At 65.1% G+C, this 21,254-nt stretch carries 20 protein-coding genes; 12 read left to right on the plus strand and 8 right to left on the minus strand.

Annotated elements, in window-relative coordinates; genetic code table 11:
• Positions 1-178: 178 nt before the first annotated feature.
• From zapE to ASG57_RS29815, 3 genes are all read right to left on the minus strand, one after another.
• Complete coding sequence (zapE, locus tag ASG57_RS29805; RefSeq protein WP_024338862.1) at positions 179-1,366, minus strand: cell division protein ZapE; 1,188 nt, start codon at positions 1,364-1,366, stop codon at positions 179-181.
• Between the two features lie 187 nt (positions 1,367-1,553).
• The gene (gene thpR / locus ASG57_RS29810) at positions 1,554-2,090 is read right to left on the minus strand and encodes an RNA 2',3'-cyclic phosphodiesterase (RefSeq protein ID WP_024338861.1); all 537 of its coding nucleotides are present in this window, start codon (positions 2,088-2,090) and stop codon (positions 1,554-1,556) included.
• Positions 2,091-2,262: 172 nt separating this feature from the next.
• Positions 2,263-2,907, minus strand: coding sequence for an arylesterase (locus ASG57_RS29815; protein WP_024338860.1), 645 nt, complete (start codon positions 2,905-2,907; stop codon positions 2,263-2,265).
• Between the two features lie 55 nt (positions 2,908-2,962).
• Between ASG57_RS29815 and ASG57_RS29820 the strand changes: the two genes are divergently transcribed.
• The 4 genes from ASG57_RS29820 to ASG57_RS29835 all read left to right on the plus strand — a co-directional run bounded on the left by ASG57_RS29820 (position 2,963) and on the right by ASG57_RS29835 (position 8,068).
• Positions 2,963-3,685, plus strand: coding sequence for an ABC transporter ATP-binding protein (locus ASG57_RS29820; RefSeq protein WP_024338859.1), 723 nt, complete (start codon positions 2,963-2,965; stop codon positions 3,683-3,685).
• Positions 3,682-6,252 carry an ABC transporter permease gene (locus ASG57_RS29825; protein WP_057198678.1) on the plus strand — a complete coding sequence of 857 codons (2,571 nt, stop codon included), beginning with the start codon at positions 3,682-3,684 and terminating at the stop codon, positions 6,250-6,252. The genes ASG57_RS29820 and ASG57_RS29825 overlap by 4 nt, the downstream gene beginning before the upstream one ends.
• Before the next feature lie 270 nt (positions 6,253-6,522).
• Entirely contained in the window at positions 6,523-7,314 is a 792-nt protein-coding gene (locus ASG57_RS29830; protein ID WP_024338857.1) for a Bax inhibitor-1/YccA family protein, read from the plus strand.
• A gap of 223 nt (positions 7,315-7,537) precedes the next feature.
• Positions 7,538-8,068 (plus strand): GNAT family N-acetyltransferase, encoded by a 531-nt coding sequence (locus ASG57_RS29835; protein WP_057198680.1) that lies wholly within the window; start codon positions 7,538-7,540, stop codon positions 8,066-8,068.
• A gap of 78 nt (positions 8,069-8,146) precedes the next feature.
• Here the strand turns inward: ASG57_RS29835 and ASG57_RS29840 are convergent, their stop codons facing one another.
• Positions 8,147-8,518 (minus strand): DUF2794 domain-containing protein, encoded by a 372-nt coding sequence (locus tag ASG57_RS29840; RefSeq protein WP_024338855.1) that lies wholly within the window; start codon positions 8,516-8,518, stop codon positions 8,147-8,149.
• Positions 8,519-8,835: 317 nt separating this feature from the next.
• Here ASG57_RS29840 and ASG57_RS29850 point away from each other — a divergent pair.
• Positions 8,836-9,784, plus strand: a protein-coding gene (locus ASG57_RS29850; RefSeq protein WP_156402870.1) for an IS630 family transposase whose coding sequence is annotated in 2 segments (ribosomal slippage) — positions 8,836-9,171 and positions 9,173-9,784 — 948 coding nt in all. Because the reading frame shifts where the segments join, the coding sequence is not laid out codon by codon here.
• A 337-nt stretch (positions 9,785-10,121) separates the two neighbouring features.
• On the opposite strand, the gene ASG57_RS29855 is transcribed toward ASG57_RS29850, so the two are convergent.
• Positions 10,122-10,898 carry a DUF1223 domain-containing protein gene (locus ASG57_RS29855; protein WP_024338854.1) on the minus strand — a complete coding sequence of 259 codons (777 nt, stop codon included), beginning with the start codon at positions 10,896-10,898 and terminating at the stop codon, positions 10,122-10,124.
• A gap of 232 nt (positions 10,899-11,130) precedes the next feature.
• Positions 11,131-13,851, minus strand: a complete 2,721-nt coding sequence (gene acnA / locus ASG57_RS29860) for an aconitate hydratase AcnA (protein ID WP_024338853.1) — start codon at positions 13,849-13,851, stop codon at positions 11,131-11,133.
• A 240-nt stretch (positions 13,852-14,091) separates the two neighbouring features.
• On the opposite strand from acnA, the gene ccmA reads away from it, so the two are divergent.
• The 5 genes from ccmA (at position 14,092) to ASG57_RS29885 (ending at position 17,243) form a co-directional block, all read left to right on the plus strand.
• On the plus strand, positions 14,092-14,694 hold the full coding sequence (gene ccmA / locus ASG57_RS29865; RefSeq protein ID WP_024338852.1) for a heme ABC exporter ATP-binding protein CcmA: 603 nt from the start codon (positions 14,092-14,094) through the stop codon (positions 14,692-14,694).
• Between the two features lie 286 nt (positions 14,695-14,980).
• On the plus strand, positions 14,981-15,649 hold the full coding sequence (gene ccmB, locus ASG57_RS29870) for a heme exporter protein CcmB (protein WP_018318886.1): 669 nt from the start codon (positions 14,981-14,983) through the stop codon (positions 15,647-15,649).
• A 90-nt stretch (positions 15,650-15,739) separates the two neighbouring features.
• Positions 15,740-16,471, plus strand: a complete 732-nt coding sequence (locus ASG57_RS29875) for a heme ABC transporter permease (RefSeq protein ID WP_024338851.1) — start codon at positions 15,740-15,742, stop codon at positions 16,469-16,471.
• Entirely contained in the window at positions 16,468-16,653 is a 186-nt protein-coding gene (ccmD, locus tag ASG57_RS29880; RefSeq protein ID WP_024338850.1) for a heme exporter protein CcmD, read from the plus strand. The genes ASG57_RS29875 and ccmD overlap by 4 nt, the downstream gene beginning before the upstream one ends.
• The gene (locus ASG57_RS29885; RefSeq protein WP_057198682.1) at positions 16,650-17,243 is read left to right on the plus strand and encodes a DsbE family thiol:disulfide interchange protein; all 594 of its coding nucleotides are present in this window, start codon (positions 16,650-16,652) and stop codon (positions 17,241-17,243) included. Before ccmD ends, ASG57_RS29885 begins: the two co-directional genes overlap by 4 nt.
• A 132-nt stretch (positions 17,244-17,375) precedes the next feature.
• Here the strand turns inward: ASG57_RS29885 and ASG57_RS29890 are convergent, their stop codons facing one another.
• Together ASG57_RS29890 and ftsY are read right to left on the minus strand one after the other, a co-directional pair.
• Positions 17,376-17,978 (minus strand): septation protein A, encoded by a 603-nt coding sequence (locus ASG57_RS29890; RefSeq protein WP_057198685.1) that lies wholly within the window; start codon positions 17,976-17,978, stop codon positions 17,376-17,378.
• 3 nt (positions 17,979-17,981) lie between these two features.
• The gene (ftsY, locus tag ASG57_RS29895; protein ID WP_024338847.1) at positions 17,982-18,926 is read right to left on the minus strand and encodes a signal recognition particle-docking protein FtsY; all 945 of its coding nucleotides are present in this window, start codon (positions 18,924-18,926) and stop codon (positions 17,982-17,984) included.
• 210 nt (positions 18,927-19,136) lie between these two features.
• Between ftsY and ASG57_RS29900 the strand changes: the two genes are divergently transcribed.
• On the plus strand, positions 19,137-19,838 hold the full coding sequence (locus ASG57_RS29900; protein ID WP_024338846.1) for an RluA family pseudouridine synthase: 702 nt from the start codon (positions 19,137-19,139) through the stop codon (positions 19,836-19,838).
• 187 nt (positions 19,839-20,025) lie between these two features.
• Complete coding sequence (locus ASG57_RS29905) at positions 20,026-21,138, plus strand: DUF2336 domain-containing protein (protein WP_024338845.1); 1,113 nt, start codon at positions 20,026-20,028, stop codon at positions 21,136-21,138.
• The last annotated feature ends 116 nt before the right edge of the window (positions 21,139-21,254 follow it).

Consider the following 21,254-nt stretch of genomic DNA (forward strand, 5'->3'; position numbering starts at 1 on the left):
CTGTCCTTTGGAGACGTAAGGAGGGGAAACTGAGTGGGTGGTTATCCCTTTCGCTTCCCCCGTTCAAGTCGGTGGATGCCCATTTGTCGGGCTTGCCGAGAGAGCCGCCAGCCACATCCTCGTCATTCCGGGCTCGCCGCTTCGCGCCCCCCGGAGTGACGGCGCTGGCACATAGGACTTAAGTCTCGACCAGGCCCTTGGTCGAGCCGCTCGCGGTGGAATCCTTGCGGCCATGAGCCAGCGCCAGATAGGATTCCGAACTCATTTCGATCAGGCGCGAGGCGGTCCGCTTGAATTCGTTGGCCTCGTTGCCCTCGGTCGCGAGGTAGAGCGAGATCGGGTTGGCGTCGGCCGAGGCCATCAGCTTCACGGCGTTGTCATAGAGCGCATCGATCAGCGTAATGAAGCGCTTGGCGGCGTTGCGCTGGGAGAGGTCCATCACTGGAATATGGTCGACCAGGATGGTGTGATAGTCGTGCGCCAGCCTGAGGTAGTCGGAGGCGCCGAGCGGCTTCTCGCAGAGGTCGGCGAACGAGAACCGCGCCACGCCATGGGCCGAGCACGGCACGTGCAGGATGCGGCCCTTGATGGAGATGTCGCGCGGCCTGCATTTGGCGCCGCCCGACATCCGCTTCCAGGCGCGGTCGAGCGCGGCGTCCGCGTCACTATCCGCCGGCGTCAGCCACATCGGCACGCCCTGCAGCTTCTCAAGACGGAAGTCGGTGCGTGCATCGAGCCGCGCGACGTCCATGTGATCGGTGATCTGCTTGATGAAGGGCAGGAACAGCGAGCGGTTCAGGCCGCCTTTGTAGAGATCGTCGGGCGCGACGTTGGAAGTCGCGACCACGACGGTGCCGAGCTCGAACAATTTCGCGAACAGGCGTCCCAGGATCATCGCGTCGGCGATGTCGGTGACGTGGAATTCGTCGAAGCAGAGCAGCCAGCTCTCCTCGAAGATCGCGTTCGCGGTCAGCGCGATGACGTCGCCGTCGGCGATCTCGCCGCGCGCGATGCTCTGGCGATAGTCGTAGATGCGCTCATGCGCTTCCGCCATGAACTCGTGGAAATGCGCCCGACGCTTGTGCTCGACCGAGGAGTGCTGAAAGAACAAGTCCATCAGCATGGTCTTGCCGCGGCCGACCTCGCCATGGATGTAGAGCCCGCGCGGCGCCTCGTCCTTGTCATTGCCGCCGAACAGGCGGGCGAGCAGGCCCTGCTTGCGCTGCGGCTTGTAGGTGGCAAGCCGCTGGTCGAGCGCCGCATAGGCTTCGGCGACCTCGGCCTGCGCGGCATCGGGCTCGATCGCGCCGGACGCGATCTCGGCCTGGTAGGCCTCGCGGAATGGGGAACTCGGGGTCGAGAGCATGGTCCTTTACCGCCAGAGAGCGGCGGAAATTGCAAGTCGTGAAATGAGGTCAGAGGTATGCGCTTTCGTGTCCTGGAGGCGGCAGCGGTCTTGCCCGCTGCGCTGACGGACCTTCCATGTCGCTCGTCCTATGTCGTTGGTCGCGGAGCGACGGGCCCCGGCTCGACGTCCGGGGCACGACAGCGAGCTAGGCGCACAGCTCGTAGGCGTCCTCGACCACATACGGTCCGCCGCCGGTCGATGCGCGCGACGAGAACAGCACGAAACGTTCCGCCATGAACGCCTTGCTCGGGAAGTAGCCGCGCAGCGAGAGATAGTCGGCGACGTCGCGGTCGGACGCATCATGCAGGCGGGCCAGCGTGACATGCGGGATGAACTTGCGTCCTTCCGGATCAAGGCCGATCCGCTGCATCATGCGTTCGAGCTCGGCCTGCAATTCCATCAGCGGCTTGCTCGGCGCGATGGTGGCGACCACCGCGCGCGGCTTGCGGCCGCCGAAGCTGGTCAGGCCCTGCACCTTCACCTCGAACGGCTTGCGGTCGACGCGAAACAGCAAGGAGGCGATCTCGTTGGCGGAAGCGCCGTCGATGTCGCCGATGAAACGCAGGGTGACGTGATAATTCTCGGGATCAATCCAGCGGGCGCCGGGAAGGCCGCCCCTCAAGTTGGAAAGCGACTGGCCGATCTCGGCCGGAATTTCCAGACCCGTGAACAAACGCGGCATCGTTTCGCACTCCCGATGCTTGGGTACAGCCCTCGAGGCAGGACCATATCCAAATTAGAGCCGGCGACGAATCACCGGTACCCTGATTCCTATCGCAGTTGTGTGACTCTGCGAAGCTTCGCCCACCTCACTCCGGTAAAACCCTGGGAATTAAGGTTGCCGCTGCCTGCTTTCAACGCCGCTGCTCAGCGATCGTGCCAATGAATGCCTCCACCGCGGGCATGATCCTGCCGACGATGATGTCGATGCCGGCCGCCGTGGGATGAATGCCGTCGGCCTGGTTGAGCGTGGCATCGGCGGCAACGCCTTCGAGGAAGAACGGATAGAGCGGCACGTCGAATTTCTTCGCCAGCTCCGGATAAATCGAATTGAAGCGCGCGGCATAATCGGCGCCGTAATTCGGTGGCGCCAGCATGCCGCACAGCATCACCGCGATCTTGCGCGCCTTGAGCCGCTGGATGATGTCGGTGAGCGCGGCGCGCGTCAGGTCGGGATCGATACCACGCAACGCGTCGTTGGCGCCGAGCTCGACGATGACGCCATCGGTTCCCTCCGGCACCGACCAGTCGAGCCGGTCGCGGCCGCCGGAGGTGGTGTCGCCGGACACCCCGGCGTTGATCATATCGATCTCTATGCCCTTGGTCTGCAAGGCTTTTTTGAGCTTTTGGGGGAACGCCTCCTGCGCCGCAAGGCCGAAACCGGCGCTGAGGGAATCCCCGAGAACCACCAGCCTGATCGGCTTGGCCGGCGGCTGCGCCTGCGCCGGCGCCGCTATCGCCATCGTCATCAAAGCGAGCATCAACACGGCTATGTGCATGAACAATCCGTAACGCCTCTCGACCGCGCTATCGGAGTTGCCATATGACCGGACCATGGACACACGCATCGAAACCTCTTCGCTCGCCGCTACCGACGCGGACACCATCGCCATCTCCAACGTCAATCTTTCATTGGGTACGGGCGCGGCACGCGTTCACATCCTCAAGGATATCAGCCTGCGGGTGGGCCGCAGCGAGGCGATCGGCCTGATCGGCCCGTCAGGCTCGGGCAAATCCACGCTGCTGATGGTCATGGCGGGGCTGGAGCGTCCTGATAGCGGAGAGGTGGTGGTATCAGGCACGGCTTTCAATGCCCTCGACGAGGATGCGCTGGCCCGCTTTCGCGGCCGCCAGGTCGGCATCGTCTTCCAGTCCTTCCACCTGATCCCGACCATGACGGCGCTGGAGAACGTGGCCGTGCCGCTCGAGCTTGCCGGCAATCCCGATGCCGCGAAGCGTGCGGCAGAGGAGCTGCAATCGGTCGGGCTCGGCGACCGCCTGCATCATTATCCGACGCAATTGTCCGGCGGCGAGCAGCAGCGCGTCGCGCTCGCGCGCGCGCTGGCGCCCGATCCGGCGATCCTCGTCGCCGACGAGCCGACCGGCAATCTCGACGAGGCCACCGGAAAGCAGATCGTCGATCTGCTTTTCAGCAAGCACGCCGAGCGCGGCATGACCCTGGTGCTGGTGACGCACGATTCCTCGCTGGCGCATCGCTGCGACCGCGTCATCCGCCTGCGCTCCGGGCGCATCGACACGCAGTCTGCGCCGGCATGAGCACGGTTGCCGAACCTTTCGCGAAGCCCAATGGCGTCGCGCTGTCGCTGCGTTACGCGATGCGCGAATTGCGCGGGGGCTTGCGCGGCTTCTACGTCTTCATCGCCTGCATCGCGCTCGGCGTGATGGCGATCGCCGGCGTCGGCTCCGTGTCGGCGAGCCTCTCCGAGGGCCTTGCGCGGGAAGGCCGCACCCTGCTCGGCGGCGACGTCTCCTTCGTGCTGTTCCAGCGGGAGGCCAAGCCGGAAGAGATCGCGTTCCTGCGCTCGCGCGGCACGCTGTCGACGGCGGCGACCTTGCGCGGCATGGCGCGCTCGGCTGACGGCAAGCTGGCGCTGGTCGAGATGAAGGCCGTCGACGACGCCTATCCGATGCTTGGACAGCTCACGCTGGCACCGCCACTGCCGATGTCCGATCTGCTCGCGGAGCGTGACGGCGCATTCGGCGCCGCTGCCGATCCGGCACTGCTGACCCGGCTGTCGCTGAAGGCCGGCGATCGGGTCACCATCGGCGCGGCAACCTTCCAGATCCGCTCTACCGTCGAAGCCGAGCCGGACAAGCTCGCCGGCGGCATCGGCTTCGGGCCGCGCTTTCTGATCAGCGAGGCGGGCCTGCGCGCCACCGGCCTGATCCAGCCCGGCAGCCTGGTGCGCTGGGTCTACCGGGTCAAGCTGCCGGATGCCGCGAACAGCGAGCGCGCCACCGAGGCCTTCATCGCGGACGCGCGCAACGCCGCGCCGCAGGCCGGCTGGGAGATCCGCAGCCGCTCCAATGCCTCGCCACAGCTCGAACGCAACATCAACCGCTTCACGCAGTTCCTGACCCTGGTCGGCCTGGCCGCGCTGCTGGTCGGCGGGGTCGGCGTTGCCAATGCCGTGAAGAGCCATATCGATCGCCGGCTCGAGGTGATCGCTGCGCTCAAGGCCGTCGGCGCGACCGGTCGCGACGTGTTCGGCATCTACCTGGCGCAGGTCATTCTGCTCGCGGGCATCGGCTCGGTCATCGGCCTCGCGCTCGGTGCCGCCATGCCTTTCGCGATCGTCGGCCTGTTCGGCAAGCTCCTGCCGCTGCCGGTGGTGCCGGCCATGCATGTCGATGAGCTCGCGCTGTCCTTCGTCTACGGCCTCCTCACCGCGCTCGCCTTCGGCCTGTGGCCGCTCGGGCGTGTGCACGACGTGCCGGTGGCCGCGCTGTTCCGTGACACGATCAGCTCGGAATGGCACCGGCCCCGCCTGGGCTATCTCGTGTTCATGGCACTCGTGATCGCGCTGCTCATTGCGGTCGTGATCGGCCTCTCCTTCGACAAGCGCATCGCCGCGGTGTTCGTCGCCTCCTCGGTCCTCGTGTTCGCCCTGCTCCGCGGCATTGCCGCCCTGCTGATGGCGATCGCGCGGCGGCTGCCGCGGTCGCGGCTGCCGATGCTGCGGCTGGCGATTGCCAACATCCACCGGCCGGGCGCGCTGACGCCGTCGGTCGTGCTGTCGCTGGGCCTAGGCCTCGCCGTGCTCGTCACCATCACCCAGATCGACGGCAATCTGCGCCGGCAATTCCTCGCAGCTCTGCCCGACCAGGCGCCGTCCTTCTTCTTCATCGACATCCCGAGCGCGCAGGCCGAGCAGTTCGACGGTTATCTGCGCCGGATTGCCCCCGGCGCGAAGGTGGAGGACGTGCCGATGCTGCGCGGGCGCATCGTCGCCGCGCGCGGCGTTCGCGCCGAGGAGCTCAAGCCGACAACGGATTCCGAATGGGTGCTGCAGAGCGACCGCGGCCTGACCTACACCGGCGAGCTGCCGAAAGGTTCCAAAGTGGTCGAAGGCGAATGGTGGAGCGCCGATTATTCCGGCCCGCCGCTGGTCTCGATGGAGAAGAAGATCGCCGACGGGCTTGGCCTCAAGCTCGGCGACGAGATCGTGGTCAACGTGCTCGGCCGCGACATTCCCGCCAAAATCGGCAATCTGCGCACCATCGACTGGCAGGGCCTCGGCATCAACTTCGTTCTCGTCTTCTCGCCAAACGCATTCAAGGGCGCACCGCATACGCATATCGCGACGCTGACGGAGGCCGGCGGCAATGCCGTGGGCGACGGCAGGATCATCAAGGAGGTCGCGGACGCCTATCCGATGGTCACCAGCGTGCGGGTGCGCGAGGTGATGGAGACGGTCGGCTCAGTGGTCACCAACCTGGCGCTGGCGATCCGCGGCGCCAGTGCCGTCACCCTGATCTCGGCCATCCTTGTCCTGGGCGGGGCGCTCGCAGCCGGCCATCGTCACCGGGTTTACGATGCGGTGATCCTGAAAACCCTGGGCGCGACGCGGCTGCGGCTGCTCGGCGCCTATGCGCTCGAATACCTCCTGATCGGCCTGGCAACCGCCGTGTTCGGCGTGATCGCCGGCAGCATCGCGGCCTGGATCATCGTGACGCGCCTGATGACGCTGAGCTTCGTCTGGCAGGCCAGCAGCGCGGCCGGCGTGGTGGCAGCGGCACTCGTCGTTACCGTCGGGCTGGGGCTCGCCGGCACGCTGCTGGCGTTGAACAAAAAGCCGGCCACGGTGTTGCGGAATTTGTGACAAAATGTAGCGGGTCGCCGTGCGGGAGCGGAATCGCACGATTCCTGCGATTAACCACGTCCGCTCGTCAGGATTGCGGGCGAGGGCGACATTCAGCCGCGCGTGGACGGTTGCATCGAATGTGTTAGTTTCCCACATATCGAATGGGTTCGGAGTCCCGATTGTGAGCCGGAATTTAGTCGGCTCACATCGGGGTCCGAGATAGAATTTGACGAACCGGCGGCATGGCGACCCTCGTGCCGGACCGGACCAACCAACGGGAATTCGACCATGTCGGACCTAGACCGTAACTACGCTTCTCCTTTCGGCAGGGCCGCCGGGCGTGTTGACGCCGCGACGGTCGATGCCGGCCTGCGCGCCTACATGCTGCGCATCTACAACTACATGAGCATCGGCCTGGCCATCACCGGTCTCGCCGCGCTCGGTGTCTACATGGCTGCCGTGACCGACGTTGCGACCCCGGACGCGGTCCGCGTCGGCAAGCTGTTCCTGACGCCGTTCGGCTACGCGATGTTCGTCAGCCCCCTGAAGTGGCTGTTCATGCTCGCGCCGCTCGCGATGGTGTTCGTGATATCGGCAGGCATCAACCGTCTGGCACCCTCGACCGCCCAGATCCTGTTCTGGGTGTTCTCGGCGCTGATGGGCATCTCGCTCTCGTCGATCTTCCTGGTGTTCACGCACACCTCGATCGTGCGGGTGTTCTTCATCACCGCGGCCACCTTCGGTGCGCTGAGCCTCTACGGCTACACCACCAAGCGTGACCTCACCGGGATGGGCTCGTTCCTGTTCATGGGCCTGATCGGTGTCGTTCTCGCCAGCCTGGTGAACCTGTTCCTGGCCAGCTCGATGCTGCAGTTCATCGTGTCGGTGGTCGGCGTGCTGGTGTTCTCGGGCCTCACCGCCTGGGATACCCAGCGGCTGAAGAACGACTACATCTACGGCTATGCCTCGGCCGGCGGTGACATCGCAGAGCGTGCGGCCATCACCGGCGCACTGTCGCTGTACCTGAACTTCATCAACCTGTTCACGCTGCTGCTGCAGCTCCTCGGCCAGCGCGAGTAGGCGCCCGGCGAGGGAACGACACGGACCCCGGCCGAGAGGCCGGGGTTTTTGTTTGGGCCTGCGGCAGCCACGAACGCCGTCATTGCGCGGAGCCCTTGCGACGAAGCGTCCAGGGTCCCTCCGCGGCTGCATTCCAGGATTGCTTCGCTGCGCTCGCAAATGACGGGTGTGGAGGCGGTGCGGCCTCTTCCAGGGCCCGCGGCAAGGCCTTAATCTCCGCCCCATGTCCGCACCCGAAATCAGGCCCACGGCCGAGGCCGACCTCCCCGCCATCACCGCGATCTACCAGCAAGCCGTCCGCGAGGGCACGGCGACGTTCGAGCTGGAGCCTCCTGACCTTGCCGAGATGACGCGCCGCTATCGTGCGCTGGTGGACGGCGGCTACCCCTATCTGGTCGCCATGCTCGATGGACGCGTCGCCGGCTATGCCTATGCGGGCGCCTACCGGCCGCGGCCGGCCTACCGTTTCACGGTGGAGAACTCGATCTATCTCGATCCCTCCTTCCACCGCCGGGGCGTCGGCTCGTTGCTGCTGGAGCGGCTGATCAGCGAGTGCGAGGCGCGCGGCTTCCGCCAGATGATCGCGGTCATCGGCGATTCCGCCAATGCCGGCTCGATCGGCGTTCACACCAAGAGCGGCTTCAAGATGATCGGCACCCATCCAAATGTCGGGCTGAAATTCGGCCGTTGGCTGGATACCGTGATGATGCAGCGCGACCTCGGCGAGGGGGCAAGCACCGTGCCGGTGACGTAACGGCTCCCGTCCTTCCGGGGCACGCGCCGCGCGAGCTCTCGCGACTTCGTCGCGTCCCGGAATGACGGGCAGAGGTCGTCACACCACCGCGAGCTTGCGATCGATCACCAGCAGCACGCGCTCCAGCTCATGGCCGCGGCGCAGGATGAGCCCGGTCGCCGAGATCACGCTGTACATGCCCTGCTTGCGCGCGAGGCGCGGGTCCTTCTCGATGCGGTAGATCGGCACTTCCGAGGCACGGCGATAGACCGAGAACACGGCGCGATCCTTCAGGAAGTCGATCGCGTAGTCGCGCCATTCGCCATCCGCGACCATGCGACCGTAGAGATTGAGAATCCGGTGCAGCTCGAGCCGGTTGAACGTCACCCGGTTTGCCTGCGCATTCAGGGCGGCGGGGCGCGCCGCCGCGCGCTGCTCGCTCGGATCGGCATCCTCCGACATCAGGCTCATGGAAGCGCCTCCTCATCGCCAGCAATGACCGCGTCCGCGAAGACCGCCCCCGGGAACCGCGTTCATGACGATTGCATGATCGCGCCAACCGTTCGTGGCCGCAAGGGGTTCCCCTCAACCCGTCGAATCGGCTGTGCATCGAGACACACGCAGTGGTGGAACTCTGTCGCGGCAAACCGTCACGGGATCGTTAGCAGGAATCATAGTGTCGCCGCTTTTCCGCCTAGAGCGGTTCACGGATTTATTGAATCGGAAGGGATTCCGGATCTGGGGCGAATATGATTCAAGATGCTGGCTGGGCTGGAGGCCAGCATCCGATGGTCCGACCAATTTCGAACGATTTGCGTAAGCGCGCGGTATCCGCTGTTGCCAAAGGTGAGAGCTGCCGATCTGTGGCAGACCGGTTTGGCGTTGCGGTCTCGTCAGTTGTGAAGTGGTCGCAGCGTTATCGAGCGACCGGCTCGGTAGCGCCTGGCAAGATGGGCGGTCACCGCAAGCCTGTGCTTGATCTGCACCGCGCCTTCATCGTCGAGCGGATCACGCAGACGCCACACCTGACGCTGCATGGTCTGAAGGCGGAACTGGCAGCCCGTGGGGTCAAGGTCTCACATAACGCGGTCTGGCTGTTCCTGCGCCGGGAAGGGCTGCGGTTCAAAAAAAACACTGTTCGCGCTCGAACAGGCGCGCGCCGACGTCTCTCGTAGGCGTTTGCGTTGGCGATCCTGGCAGGCCGGGCTCGATCCGAGCCGACTCGTCTTCATCGATGAGACCTGGATCAAGACCAACATGGCCCCCTTGCGGGGCTGGGGACCCAAAGGGGCGCGCCTGCGCGGCTTCGCTCCGCATGGTCACTGGCGTACCCTCACATTCCTCGGCGCGCTCCGCCATGACCAACTCACGGCACCCTGCGTCTTCGATGGCCCGATCAACGGTGAATGCTTCCGTGGCTACGTGAAGCACATTCTCCTGCCAACCCTGCGCGAAGGCGACATCGTCATTCTCGACAATCTCGGAAGCCACAAGTCGAAAGCGGTCAGGCAGATGATCAAGGCGGCTGGCGCCAGGCTCTGGTACCTGCCGCCATACTCGCCCGATCTCAACCCGATCGAACAGGCCTTCTCCAAGATCAAACACTGGATGCGGCAAGCTCAGAAGCGCACCATCGAGGAGACCTGGCGCCATATCGGTCACCTCGTCCAGGACATCCAGCCTCGCGAATGCGCCAACTACTTCCTCAGCGCCGGTTATGCTTCAATCAAAATGTGAAACGCTATAGCGACTGCCGCCCTGAATTGCGAGAAGATTCGCGTGCGTTGACCCGGTCCTTTCGGTTCCGGATTCCTCAGCCCCCAGCCCCCCGGGGTCGAACAGGATCGGGTCTGTACGCACGGCAAGGAGGGACCAGCGCAAGTTGGTCCTTTTTTGTTTGTGTCGGGATGTTTCCGGCCGCTGTCGTTCCGGAGCGCGCCTCTCGGCGCGAACTATGATGCGCAATTGCGCGTCTGAGAATCCATTTCTCGACTCGTGCGATGAATGAATGGATTTCGGGCCAGCGCTTCGCGCACCCCGAAATGACGCCAATTACCGAGACGTTCTGCCGGCTTCAATGCAGCGAGGTGTACGCCGCGCCCAGCATCGGGCCGGGCTTTTCGCGGCTGCCGTCCTGGACATAGACCACCGCGCCGTCGACGCCGTCGCGGGTGAGGTTCTCGATCGGCACCGTCCAACTTTCCGGACGGCCGGTCCAGTCGCCGACCTTGAGCAGGTTGCGCACCACGTTGTGGTAAGTGACCTGCTGTCCGCGATTCTCGCCACGGGTGATGGCGATCGGCACCGACTTCGCGATCGAGCAGATCCAGACCTCGCCGCGCGAGACCGCGGGCTCTTTGCTCGCCGCCACCGAAACGTTGATCTGCTTGCCGGAAAGCGACATCGTCACCGGCACGCTCATCACGCCAGTGCCCTTGTCTGCCTTGCCGATCGCACGCTCGATCCCGGCGCGGTCGCTGCCAATGACGTGCGTCGAGCCGTTGACGATGACCTGCGGGGTGTAGACTTCGCGGTCGCCGCGCATGCGCGAGTAGGCACGCTGCCGTGCAGAGAAGCGCGAGTCCGCCAGCGTGTCCTTCCAGCCGAGATAGTCCCAATAGTCGATCGGCATGCTTAGCGCGATGATCGATGGGTCCTTGGAGAGATCGCCGATGATCTGATCGGCGGGCGGGCAGGACGAGCAGCCCTGCGAGGTAAACAACTCGACAACAGCACGCGGATCAGCGTGGGCGGGACGGATGACGGCGATGATCGCACAGATGCCGAGAGCTCCCGACCAGAGGGCACCGGACCAACGTGGAATCAGATGAGAAGCCGTCATTGTCGTCATATCGAACGCCGCACACCGTTGCTCGTGAGAAGGGAGATCTTATCGCCGGATGGTCACCGTAGTCTTACGGGCGCGGCACATTCCTCCGTCCAGGCAACCGTCCAAGGGGAGGTTTTCCGCCGGGCGGGCCCATCTGAAGCGCACCGCAAACGCGCGAAGGCGGCCTTTGATAGGCCGCCTTCGTTCAGGCTTCTACTCACTTCGCAGTGAGCCATCGTTCACAAATCCGCGCTTACGCCGCAAGCTTGCGCAGCACGTAGTGCAGGATGCCGCCGTTGCGATAGTAGTCGAGCTCGTCCAGCGTATCGATGCGGCAGAGCAGCGAAACACGCTGCAAAGAGCCGTCGCCGGAGACGATCTCCGCAGTCAGCTTCTGGCGCGGCTTGAGGTCGCCGACGAGGCCGCGCAGCGTGACCTTCTCGTCGCCTTTCAGACCAAGCGACTGCCAGGAGGTGCCTTCCTCGAAGGTCAGCGGCAGCACGCCCATGCCGACCAGGTTGGAGCGGTGGATGCGTTCGAAGCTCTGGCAGATCACGGCGCGAACGCCGAGCAGGCGCGTGCCCTTCGCGGCCCAGTCGCGCGAGGAGCCGTTGCCGTATTCGGCACCGGCGAACACCACCAGCGGCACCTTCTCTTCCTGGTACTTCATGGCGGCGTCGTAGATCGACATCTGCTCGCCGTCGGGCCAGTGCTTGGTGAGCCCGCCCTCCGGAATGTTGCCGTCGGCGCCCTTCAGCATGAAGTTCTTGATGCGGATGTTGGCGAAGGTGCCGCGCATCATCACTTCATGGTTGCCGCGGCGCGTGCCGTACTGGTTGAAGTCGGCGGGGCGCACCTGGTGCTCGCTGAGATATTTGCCGGCGGGCGAGGTGAGCTTGATCGAACCGGCCGGCGAGATGTGGTCGGTGGTGATCTTGTCGCCGAACAGGGCGAGGATACGCGCCTCGACGATGTCGGTGACCGGCTCCGGCTCCTTCTTCATGCCTTCGAAATAGGGCGGGTTCTGCACATAGGTCGAAGACATGTTCCAGCGATAGGTCTCGCTCTCGACCGTCTTGATCTTGCGCCAGTTGGTGTCGCCCTTGAACACGTCGGCGTACTTCTTCTTGAAGATCGACGCGGTCACGAACTTCTTCATGAAGGCGTTGATCTCTTTCGTCGTCGGCCAGATGTCCTTCAGGTACACCGGCTTGCCGTCCTTGCCCTCGCCGAGCGGCTCGGTGGCGAGGTTCTTGGTGACGCTGCCGGCAAGCGCGTAGGCGACGACCAGCGGCGGCGAAGCCAGATAGTTCGCCTGCACGTCCGGCGAGACGCGGCCCTCGAAGTTGCGGTTGCCGGAGAGCACGGCGGCCGCGACGACGCCGTTGTCGTTGATCGCCTTGGAGATCTCCTCGGGCAGCGGACCGGAATTGCCGATGCAGGTGGTGCAGCCGAAGCCGACCAGGTTGAAGCCGACCTTGTCGAGATACGGCTGGAGACCGGAATTGGCGAGATATTCGGCGACCACCTGGCTGCCCGGGGCGAGCGAGGTCTTCACCCACGGCTTGGCCTTGAGGCCCTTCGCAGCCGCGTTACGCGCGAGCAGGCCGGCACCGATCAGGACGCTCGGGTTCGAGGTGTTGGTGCAGGAGGTGATCGCTGCGATCACGACGTCGCCATGGCCGATGTCGAAATTCTTGCCTTCGACAGGGAAGCGCTTGGCAGGCTCCTCGGCCTTCTTGTACTCGCTGGCGAGCGCGAGCGAGAAGCCGTCCGCGACGGTGGGCAGCGCGATGCGGCCTTCGGGACGCTTCGGGCCGGCCATGGACGGCACGACGTCACCGAGGTCGAGCGTCAGCGTTTCCGTGAACACCGGATCGGGCGACTTCGCGGTACGGAACAGGCCCTGTGCCTTGGCATAGGCCTGTACCAGCGCGACGCGCGCGGAAGAACGGCCGGAGGTCTTGAGATAGTCGAGCGCTGCGGCATCGACGGGGAAGAAGCCGCAGGTCGCACCGTATTCGGGCGCCATGTTGGCGATGGTGGCCTTGTCGGCAACGGAAAGGTGGTCGAGGCCGGGGCCGAAGAACTCGACGAACTTGCCGACCACGCCGAGCTTGCGCAGCATCTGCGTCACGGTCAGCACGAGGTCGGTCGCGGTGACGCCTTCCTTCAGCGCGCCCTTCAGCTTGAAGCCGACGACGTTGGGCAGCAACATCGACAGCGGCTGGCCGAGCATGCAGGCCTCCGCCTCGATGCCGCCGACGCCCCAGCCGAGCACCGCAAGGCCGTTGACCATGGTGGTGTGGGAATCGGTGCCGACGAGCGAATCGGGATAGGCGACCTCGAACGTGCCGGTCTTCTTGCCGACCGTCATCTTCTCCTTCTTCGTCCAGACCGTCTGGGCCAGATATTCCAGATTGACCTGGTGGCAGATGCCCGTGCCGGGGGGCACGACGGAGAAGTTCGAGAATGCCTTCTGGCCCCACTTCAGGAACTCGTAGCGTTCCTGGTTCTGCTTGTATTCTTCGGCAACGTTCTTGCCGAAGGCCTTGTTGTCGCCGAAGAAGTTCACGATCACGGAGTGGTCGATGACGAGATCGACCGGAACCAGCGGATTGATCTTCTCGGCATCGCCGCCGAGCTTCTGCATCGCGTTGCGCATCGCGGCAAGGTCGACCACCGCCGGGACGCCGGTGAAGTCCTGCATCAGCACGCGCGCCGGGCGGAAGGCGATCTCATGCTCCAGCGACTTCTTGCGCAGCCATTTCGACACCGCCACGATGTCGTCCTTCTTCACCGAGCGGCCGTCCTCGTTGCGCAGCAGGTTCTCGAGCAGGACCTTCATCGAATAGGGAAGTTTCGAAATCCCCTTCAGACCATTCTTCTCGGCCGTAGGCAGGCTGTAATAGACATAGGTCTTGGCGCCGACCTTGAGGGTCTTTTTGCATTTGAAGCTGTCGAGCGAGGTCATGTAGGAATCCCAATTGTTAGTTATACCCGGCAGGGTATTTTAACACCGTTGGCGTATCAGGCTGGGCCGCTTGCAGGGGCAGGTTGAGTTGCTGCATCAAGTAGTTCCGGGCTTATAGAAGCTTTCTAACCGCGCCGCCACAGCCTCAATCGTGCCGCAGCAATTCGCGAGCCAAAAATTCCCATGCGCTACCCTAAGATTTCCTGAGGCCTGGCTGTGAGCGGAACGACACAAGGCAAGATGCAGCTGTCCGGACGCGGGCTCATTTGCGTCCGCGGCGGCCGCGAGGTGTTCTCCGGGCTTGATTTCGCCGCGGCTGCCGGCGAGGCCGTGTCGGTGGTGGGCCGCAATGGCGCGGGCAAGACCTCGCTGCTGCGGCTGATCGCTGGCCTGCTCGTCCCGGCGGCCGGGACCATCGTGCTGGACGGCGGCGACGGCGAGCTGACGCTGCCCGAGCAGTGCCATTACCTCGGCCATCGCGATGCCCTGAAGCCGGCGCTGAGCGTGACTGAAAATCTGACATTCTGGGCCGATTTCCTCGGCGGCGAGCGCGCTGACCCCGCCGAGACCCTCGCGACCGTCGGCCTCGACCACGCCACCCATTTGCCCGCCGGCTTCCTGTCCGCCGGCCAGCGCCGCCGGCTGTCGCTGGCCCGGCTGCTGACGGTGCGCCGCCCGGTCTGGCTGCTGGACGAGCCGACCAATGCGCTGGATGTCGCCGGCCAGGACATGTTCGGCGGCCTGATGCGCCAGCACCTTTCGCGCGGCGGGATGATCGTCGCGGCGACCCATGCGCCGCTGGGGATCGAATCGCGGGAGCTGCGGATCGGGGGTGTGGCGTGATTCGGGCCCACCCTCAGCTTTCCGAGCGGCGGGCCCCTGGTCTCACCGTTCCTTCCCCCCTCGCCCATCTCGCACCCGGAAAGCAGGCGTCGCCGCCGGCTCCCAAGCCTCTCCCGCCTGCGGGAGAGACCGGCGCGGAGCGCCGGGAGAGGGTTCTGTCCTCTGGGGGAATCTTCGTTGTCGAGACACCCTCTCCCCAACCCTCCCCCGCAAGCGGCGGAGGGAGCGCACCATCCTCGCAGCTCCAATCCGGCTCCCATGGCTGCCCTGCCGGAAGCGTCATCCCATGACCGCCCTCTCAGCCCTCGTCCGCCGGGACATCAGGATCGCGCTGCGCGTTGGCGGCGGGGCGCTGATCGGCGTGCTGTTCTTCCTGACCGTGGTGGTGCTGATGCCGTTCGCGGTGGGGCCGGATCTGGCGCTGCTGTCGCGCCTGGGGCCGGCGATCCTGTGGCTCGGCGCGCTGCTGGCGAGCCTGCTCACGCTGGACCGGCTGTTCATGGCCGACCACGAGGACGGCTCGCTCGACCTGATCACGATGAGCCGGACGCCGCTGGAACTCGCCTGCGCTGCCAAGGCGCTGGCGCATTGGCTGGCGGCCGGCCTGCCGCTGATTGTCGCAACCCCCGTGCTCGGCCTCCTGCTCAACCTCGACATGGTCGCGACCGGAGCTGTGGCGCTGACGCTGCTGGCGGGCACGCCGGCCCTGACCTTCACCGGCATGATCGGCGCAGCGCTGGCCGTGACGCTGCACCGCGGCGGGCTGCTGATGGCGGTCCTCGTACTGCCGCTGTCCATCCCGGTGCTGATTTTCGGGGTTGCGGCTTCGCAGGCCGTGATCGTCGGCCCCATGACGTTCGGCGCGCCCTTCTCGATCCTCTGCGCGCTGTCGCTGGTCAGCCTCGTCATCGGCCCCTTCGCGGCCGCGGCAAGCCTGCGGCATGGCCTCGACTGAGATGGTCTCGACTGACTTGACCCCGATCAACTTTCGCGACGGACTTTCGTGCTGATTGCCTGAGCGGCTCCCGGTGATTATCAGGATACCATGACGCTGATCGATCTCGCCAATCCCACACGGTTCCTCGCGCTGACGGCGCGGCTGTTGCCGTGGCTCGCGGCCGCGACCGTCATCCTGCTCGCGATTGGCCTCTATCAATCCGCGTCCGCACCGGACGACTACCAGCAAGGCGCGACCGTGAAGATCATGTTCATTCACGTGCCCAATGCCTGGCTGGCGATGTTCGTGTGGGGCGTGATGAGCATTGCCTCGCTGGGCACGCTGGTATGGCGGCATCCGCTCGCCGACGTCGCAGCCAAAGCGGCAGCGCCGATCGGCGCCGCCTTCACCTTCCTTGCGCTGCTCACGGGCTCGCTGTGGGGCCGACCGATGTGGGGCACCTATTGGGAATGGGACGCCCGTCTGACCTCGGTCCTGATTCTCTTCTTGATGTATCTCGGCCTGATGGCGCTGTGGCGCGCGGTCGACGATCCCTCGCGCGCGGCGCGGGCGGCTGCGGTGCTGACCCTGGTCGGCGCGATCAACCTGCCCATCATCAAGTTCTCGGTCGACTGGTGGAACACGCTGCACCAGCCGGCCTCGGTGATGCGCATGGGCGGCTCGGCGCTGGACAAGTCTTTCCTGATCCCGCTGCTGGTGATGGCGATCGCCTTCACGCTGCTGTTCGTCACGCTGCATTTGGCCGCGATGCGCAACGAGATCCTGCGCCGCCGGGTCCGCTCGCTGCAGATGATGCAGGCCAGTCAGAAAGCCGCATGACAATGTCGCTGGGTCCCTACGCGTCTTTCATCGTGACGTCTTACGCGGCTGCCGCCCTCGTGGTCGCCATCCTGATCGGCTGGGTCATGCTCGATTACCGCAGCCAGACGCAGCGCCTGCGCGAGCTGGAGGAGCGCGGCATCACCCGCCGTTCGGGCCGCAGCGCGACGGAGCTGCGATGAGCGATCAGCCGAGCTCCGCTCCGCCGCGGCGCCGCACCTTCCTGATGGTGCTGCCGCTGATTGCATTCCTCGCATTGGCGCTGCTGTTCTGGTTCCGGCTCGGCAGCGGCGATCCCTCGCGGATTCCGTCCGCGCTGATCGGACGGCCGGCGCCGCAGACGGTACTGCCGCCGCTCGAGGGATTGCAGGCTGGCAATGCGCAGGTGCCCGGCCTCGACCCCGCCGCGTTCAAGGGCAAGGTGAGCCTGGTCAACGTGTGGGCGTCCTGGTGCGTGCCGTGTCATGACGAGGCGCCGCTCCTGACCGAGCTCGCCAAGGACAAACGCATTCAGCTGGTCGGGATCAATTACAAGGACGCCGCCGACAACGCGCGCCGCTTCCTCGGCCGCTACGGCAACCCCTTCAGCCATGTCGGGGTGGACGGCAACGGCCGCGCCTCGATTGAATGGGGCGTCTACGGCGTGCCGGAAACCTTCGTCGTCGGGCGCGAGGGCAACATCGTCTACAAGCTGGTCGGACCGATCACGGCGCAAAACCTGAAGACCGTGCTGATGCCGGAGCTGGAGAAGGCGCTGAAGGCAGGGTCTTAACCAAGACCGTCATTGCGAGGAGCCCGCGACAAAACTGCAAAGCAATTTTGCGCTGGCGCGACGAAGCAATCCAGAGTCTCTCCGCGGAACGATTCTGGATTGCTTCGCTCGCAATGACGAGCGGAGAGACCGTCACCCCTTACTCACATCCCCCGCCTCGGCTTCGCTGGTCTCCAGCGAGACCGGCTCGAGGTGATGCCGCTTGGTCAACGGCAGCTGGGCGACCGCGAAGATCATGGTCAGCGTCGTGACGCCGAACACCTTGAAGTTCACCCAGAAGTCCGTGCTCTGGGTGCGCCACACGATCTCGTTCAGCACCGCCATTCCGGCGAAGAACAGCGCCCAACGCAGCGTGAGAATGCGCCAGCCCTGCGGGGTCAGATTGAACACCTGGTCAAACATCACCGCGATGAAGGAACGGCCGAACAACAGGCCGCCACCGAGGATCGCGGCGAACAGGCCGTAGATGATGGTGGGCTTGACCTTGATGAAGGTCTCGTCGTGCAGCACCAGGGTCAGCGTACCGAACACCAGCACGACGACGCCCGTCACGATCGCCATGATCGGAATGTGGCGCGTCACCATATAGGACGCGGTCATCGCGACCGCGATCGCCACCATAAAGGCGCCGGTCGCGGCGAACAGATTGAACTTCGCGTTCACGAAGAAGAACACGAGCAGCGGACCGAGTTCGGTCGCGAGCTTGAACATCGGGTGCGGCTGAGTCTTGTCCATTTTTCAGCTTTCGATTCCCGCGATAGCCTTGGCGAAATCGCGCGCGGTGAACGGCGCGAGATCGTCGACGCCCTCGCCGACGCCGATAAAATGCACCGGCAGCTTGAACTTCTCCGCGAGCGCCACCAGGATGCCGCCGCGGGCGGTGCCGTCGAGCTTGGTCATCACGAGGCCGGTGACCCCTGCGGTGCGATGGAACGCCTCGACCTGCGACAGCGCGTTTTGGCCGACGGTGGCGTCGAGCACCAGCAGCACCGCGTGCGGCGCGGTGGCATCCACCTTGCGGATCACGCGCACGACCTTTTCGAGCTCGTTCATCAGCTCGGCCTTGTTCTGCAAGCGTCCGGCGGTGTCGATCAGGAGCACGTCGATGTTCTGCTCCTTCGCCGCGGTCAGTGCGTTGAAGGCAAGGCTGGCCGAATCCGAGCCCTGCGCCCCCGCGATCACGGGTGTCCTTGTGCGCTCACCCCAGACCTTGAGCTGCTCGATGGCGGCTGCGCGAAACGTATCGCCGGCGGCGAGCATCACCTTGCGGCCTTCGGAGGCGAATTTCTGTGAGAGCTTTCCTATCGTGGTGGTCTTGCCGGAGCCGTTGACGCCAACCACGAGGATCACGAACGGCTTCTTGGCCTTGTCGACCTCGAGCGGCTTCGCCACCGGTGCCAGCACCCTCTCGACCTCGGTCGCGACCACGTCCTTGACCTCGTCGGCCGAGATCGCCTTGTCGTACCGTCCGGCGCCGACCGCATCGGCAATCCGTACCGAGACCGCGGTGCCGAGATCGGCGCGCAGCAGCACGTCCTCGATCTCGTCGAGCATGGCGCGATCGAGCTTGCGCTTGGTGACAAGGTCGGCGACCGCAGTCCCGAGCGAGGACGAGGTGCGCTTCAACCCGTTGGACAGGCGGCGCCACCAGCTCAGCTTGGGGGTTTCGGAGGTATCGTTCATGTTGCTCGTGCCGCCGATTCGAAGTTCCTACTCTCTTGCCGCGCGTTCGGTTAGGAACTTCAAATCGAAGAGCGGCACGAGAGATGTTTTCTTGCCATTGCGGCTTTTGGATTTGGCATTCGCTCCGCGCTTGCGGCAAACACCAAGCGAATGCCAAATCCGCCGCACTGGTGTGTTAGCCGTTCCGGCGATTAAACGAAAGTCTTGCAAGTGCTCGATGTTCCCGAATTGACCGCTGACGAGATTTTGTCGCGCGTACTCCATCGCGACGGTTTGATGCTGGTCATCAACAAGCCGGCCGGCCTGCCGGTGCATCGCGGCCCCAAGGGAGGCCCCAACCTGGAGCATTCCTTCGACGCGCTGCGGTTCGGCCTGCCGCGGCCGCCGGTGCTGGCCCACCGGCTCGACAAGGACACGTCCGGCTGCCTCGTGCTCGGCCGCCACCGCAAAGCCACGGCGTCCCTCGGACTGCTGTTCAAGCATGGCAAGATCGGCAAGACCTACTGGACCGTGGTCGAGGGCGGTCCCGCGGAAGACGAAGGCACGATCGACATGCCGCTCGGCCGGCTCAATGCCGAACGCGGCTGGTGGCAGAAGCCGGACCCGGAGGGGCAGAGGGCCATCACCAACTGGAAGGTGTTGGGCCGCGGCGGCGGCCTGACCTGGCTCGCCATGGAACCCGTGACCGGCCGGACGCATCAATTGCGGGTGCATTCAGCCGAGAGCGGTTGGCCAATCTTCGGCGATAACATTTACGGCAACGGACCCCGCTTCGGCGAGCCGCGCCTGCACCTGCATTCCCGCGAGATCGTGGTCCCGATCTCCCGGAACAAGGAGCCGGTCCGCGTCGTGGCCCCGGCCCCGCCGCACATGCACGAGAAGCTCATGGCCTGCGGCTGGAACGGGGAGTAGCGGCGCGCGCCGCCGTCGTTCACCTCTCCCGCTTGCAGAGAGAGAGAGAGAGCGCCGACGGCCTTCGTGGCGGTCATCGAACCTGATCCGAACACCTCCGGCCATGGTTTACCAAACCTTCAGCGCTCGCCTCTAATGATAGCGGCTGCTTAGAAAAGCTTCCGTAACCGCTCAGGACGAGCCGCGCGTGACGACCAAGGCCGGGCTATCGATCATCGACGAGGTCGAATCCGCGATACGCGCCGGCTCGGCAGAGAAGGGCCTGGCAACGGCCCGCCGCGTCACCGACCTGTTCCTGTCTTCCGCCGGCAGCTTCGACGACGAGCAGATCGCGCTGTTCGATGACGTGCTCGAACGCCTGATCGGCACCATCGAGCTGCGCGCCATCGCCGACATCGGCGCGCGCGTGGCGCTCGCCGAGATCAGCGCGCAGCTGGCGCCGATCGCTCAGGCGCCGCCGTCCGTGATCCGCCGCCTCGCCAACAATGACGAGATCCGCATCGCCGGTCCCGTGCTGCAGGAATCCGCCCGCCTCGACGACGCCGAACTCGTGAAGATCGCCTCGAGCAAGGGCGAGGCGCATCTGCTCGCGGTCGCCGGCCGGTGGTGGCTGAAGGAGATCGTCACGGACGCGCTGCTGGCCCGCCGCTACCCCAGCGTCAGCCGGCGGCTCGCCGCCAATCCGGGCGCGCGCGTCTCGGGCAACGGATTTGCCGTCATCGTCGGACAGGCCGAAAGCGATCCGGAGCTCGCCGTCAGCGTCGGCGTTCGCGTCGATCTGCCGTCGGATCTGCGCCGCCAATTGCTGCGCTCGGCAACCGATGCCGTGCGCACCCGCTTGTTGTCGCGCGCCCCGCCGCATCTGTTCGAGGAAATCCAGAGCGCGATCGCCGCCGTCACCATCGGTGTCGCGCGCGAAATGTCGGGCGTCCGCGATTTGGAAGGCGCCAAGCGCGCCGTTGCAAATCTCAAGGCCGCCGGCCAGCTCGATGAGCCGACGCTGCTCGGATTTGCCAGACAGCGGCGCTACGAGGAGACGATGGCGGCGCTGGCGGCATTGTCAGGATCGACGGTCGAGGTGATCCGTCCGTTGATGCAGAGTCTGCGCGAAGACGGCCTGCTGGTGCCTTGCAAGGCCGCGCAGCTCCGCTGGGAGACGACCGTGGCCGTGCTCGAAAGCCGTTTTGCAACGGGTGCGATGAAGCCGGCGGATCTTGCAAGAGCGCAGGGGCTCTACGCAAGAATGACGACGGAGAATGCCAAGCGGACGCTGCGGTTCTGGCAGGTAAGGGCGTCGTAGACTCGTCTGAGGCAAACGCGGGAGTCGCGCGTTCTTCCCTCTCCCGATGCGGGAGAGGATGGCTCGTCGCGAAGCGGCGAGGCGGGTGAAGGGTCTCTCTCCGTGAGTCCGGCTCT

Source organism: Bradyrhizobium sp. Leaf396, assembly GCF_001424605.1.
In the GTDB taxonomy this organism is placed as follows: domain Bacteria; phylum Pseudomonadota; class Alphaproteobacteria; order Rhizobiales; family Xanthobacteraceae; genus Bradyrhizobium; species Bradyrhizobium japonicum_C.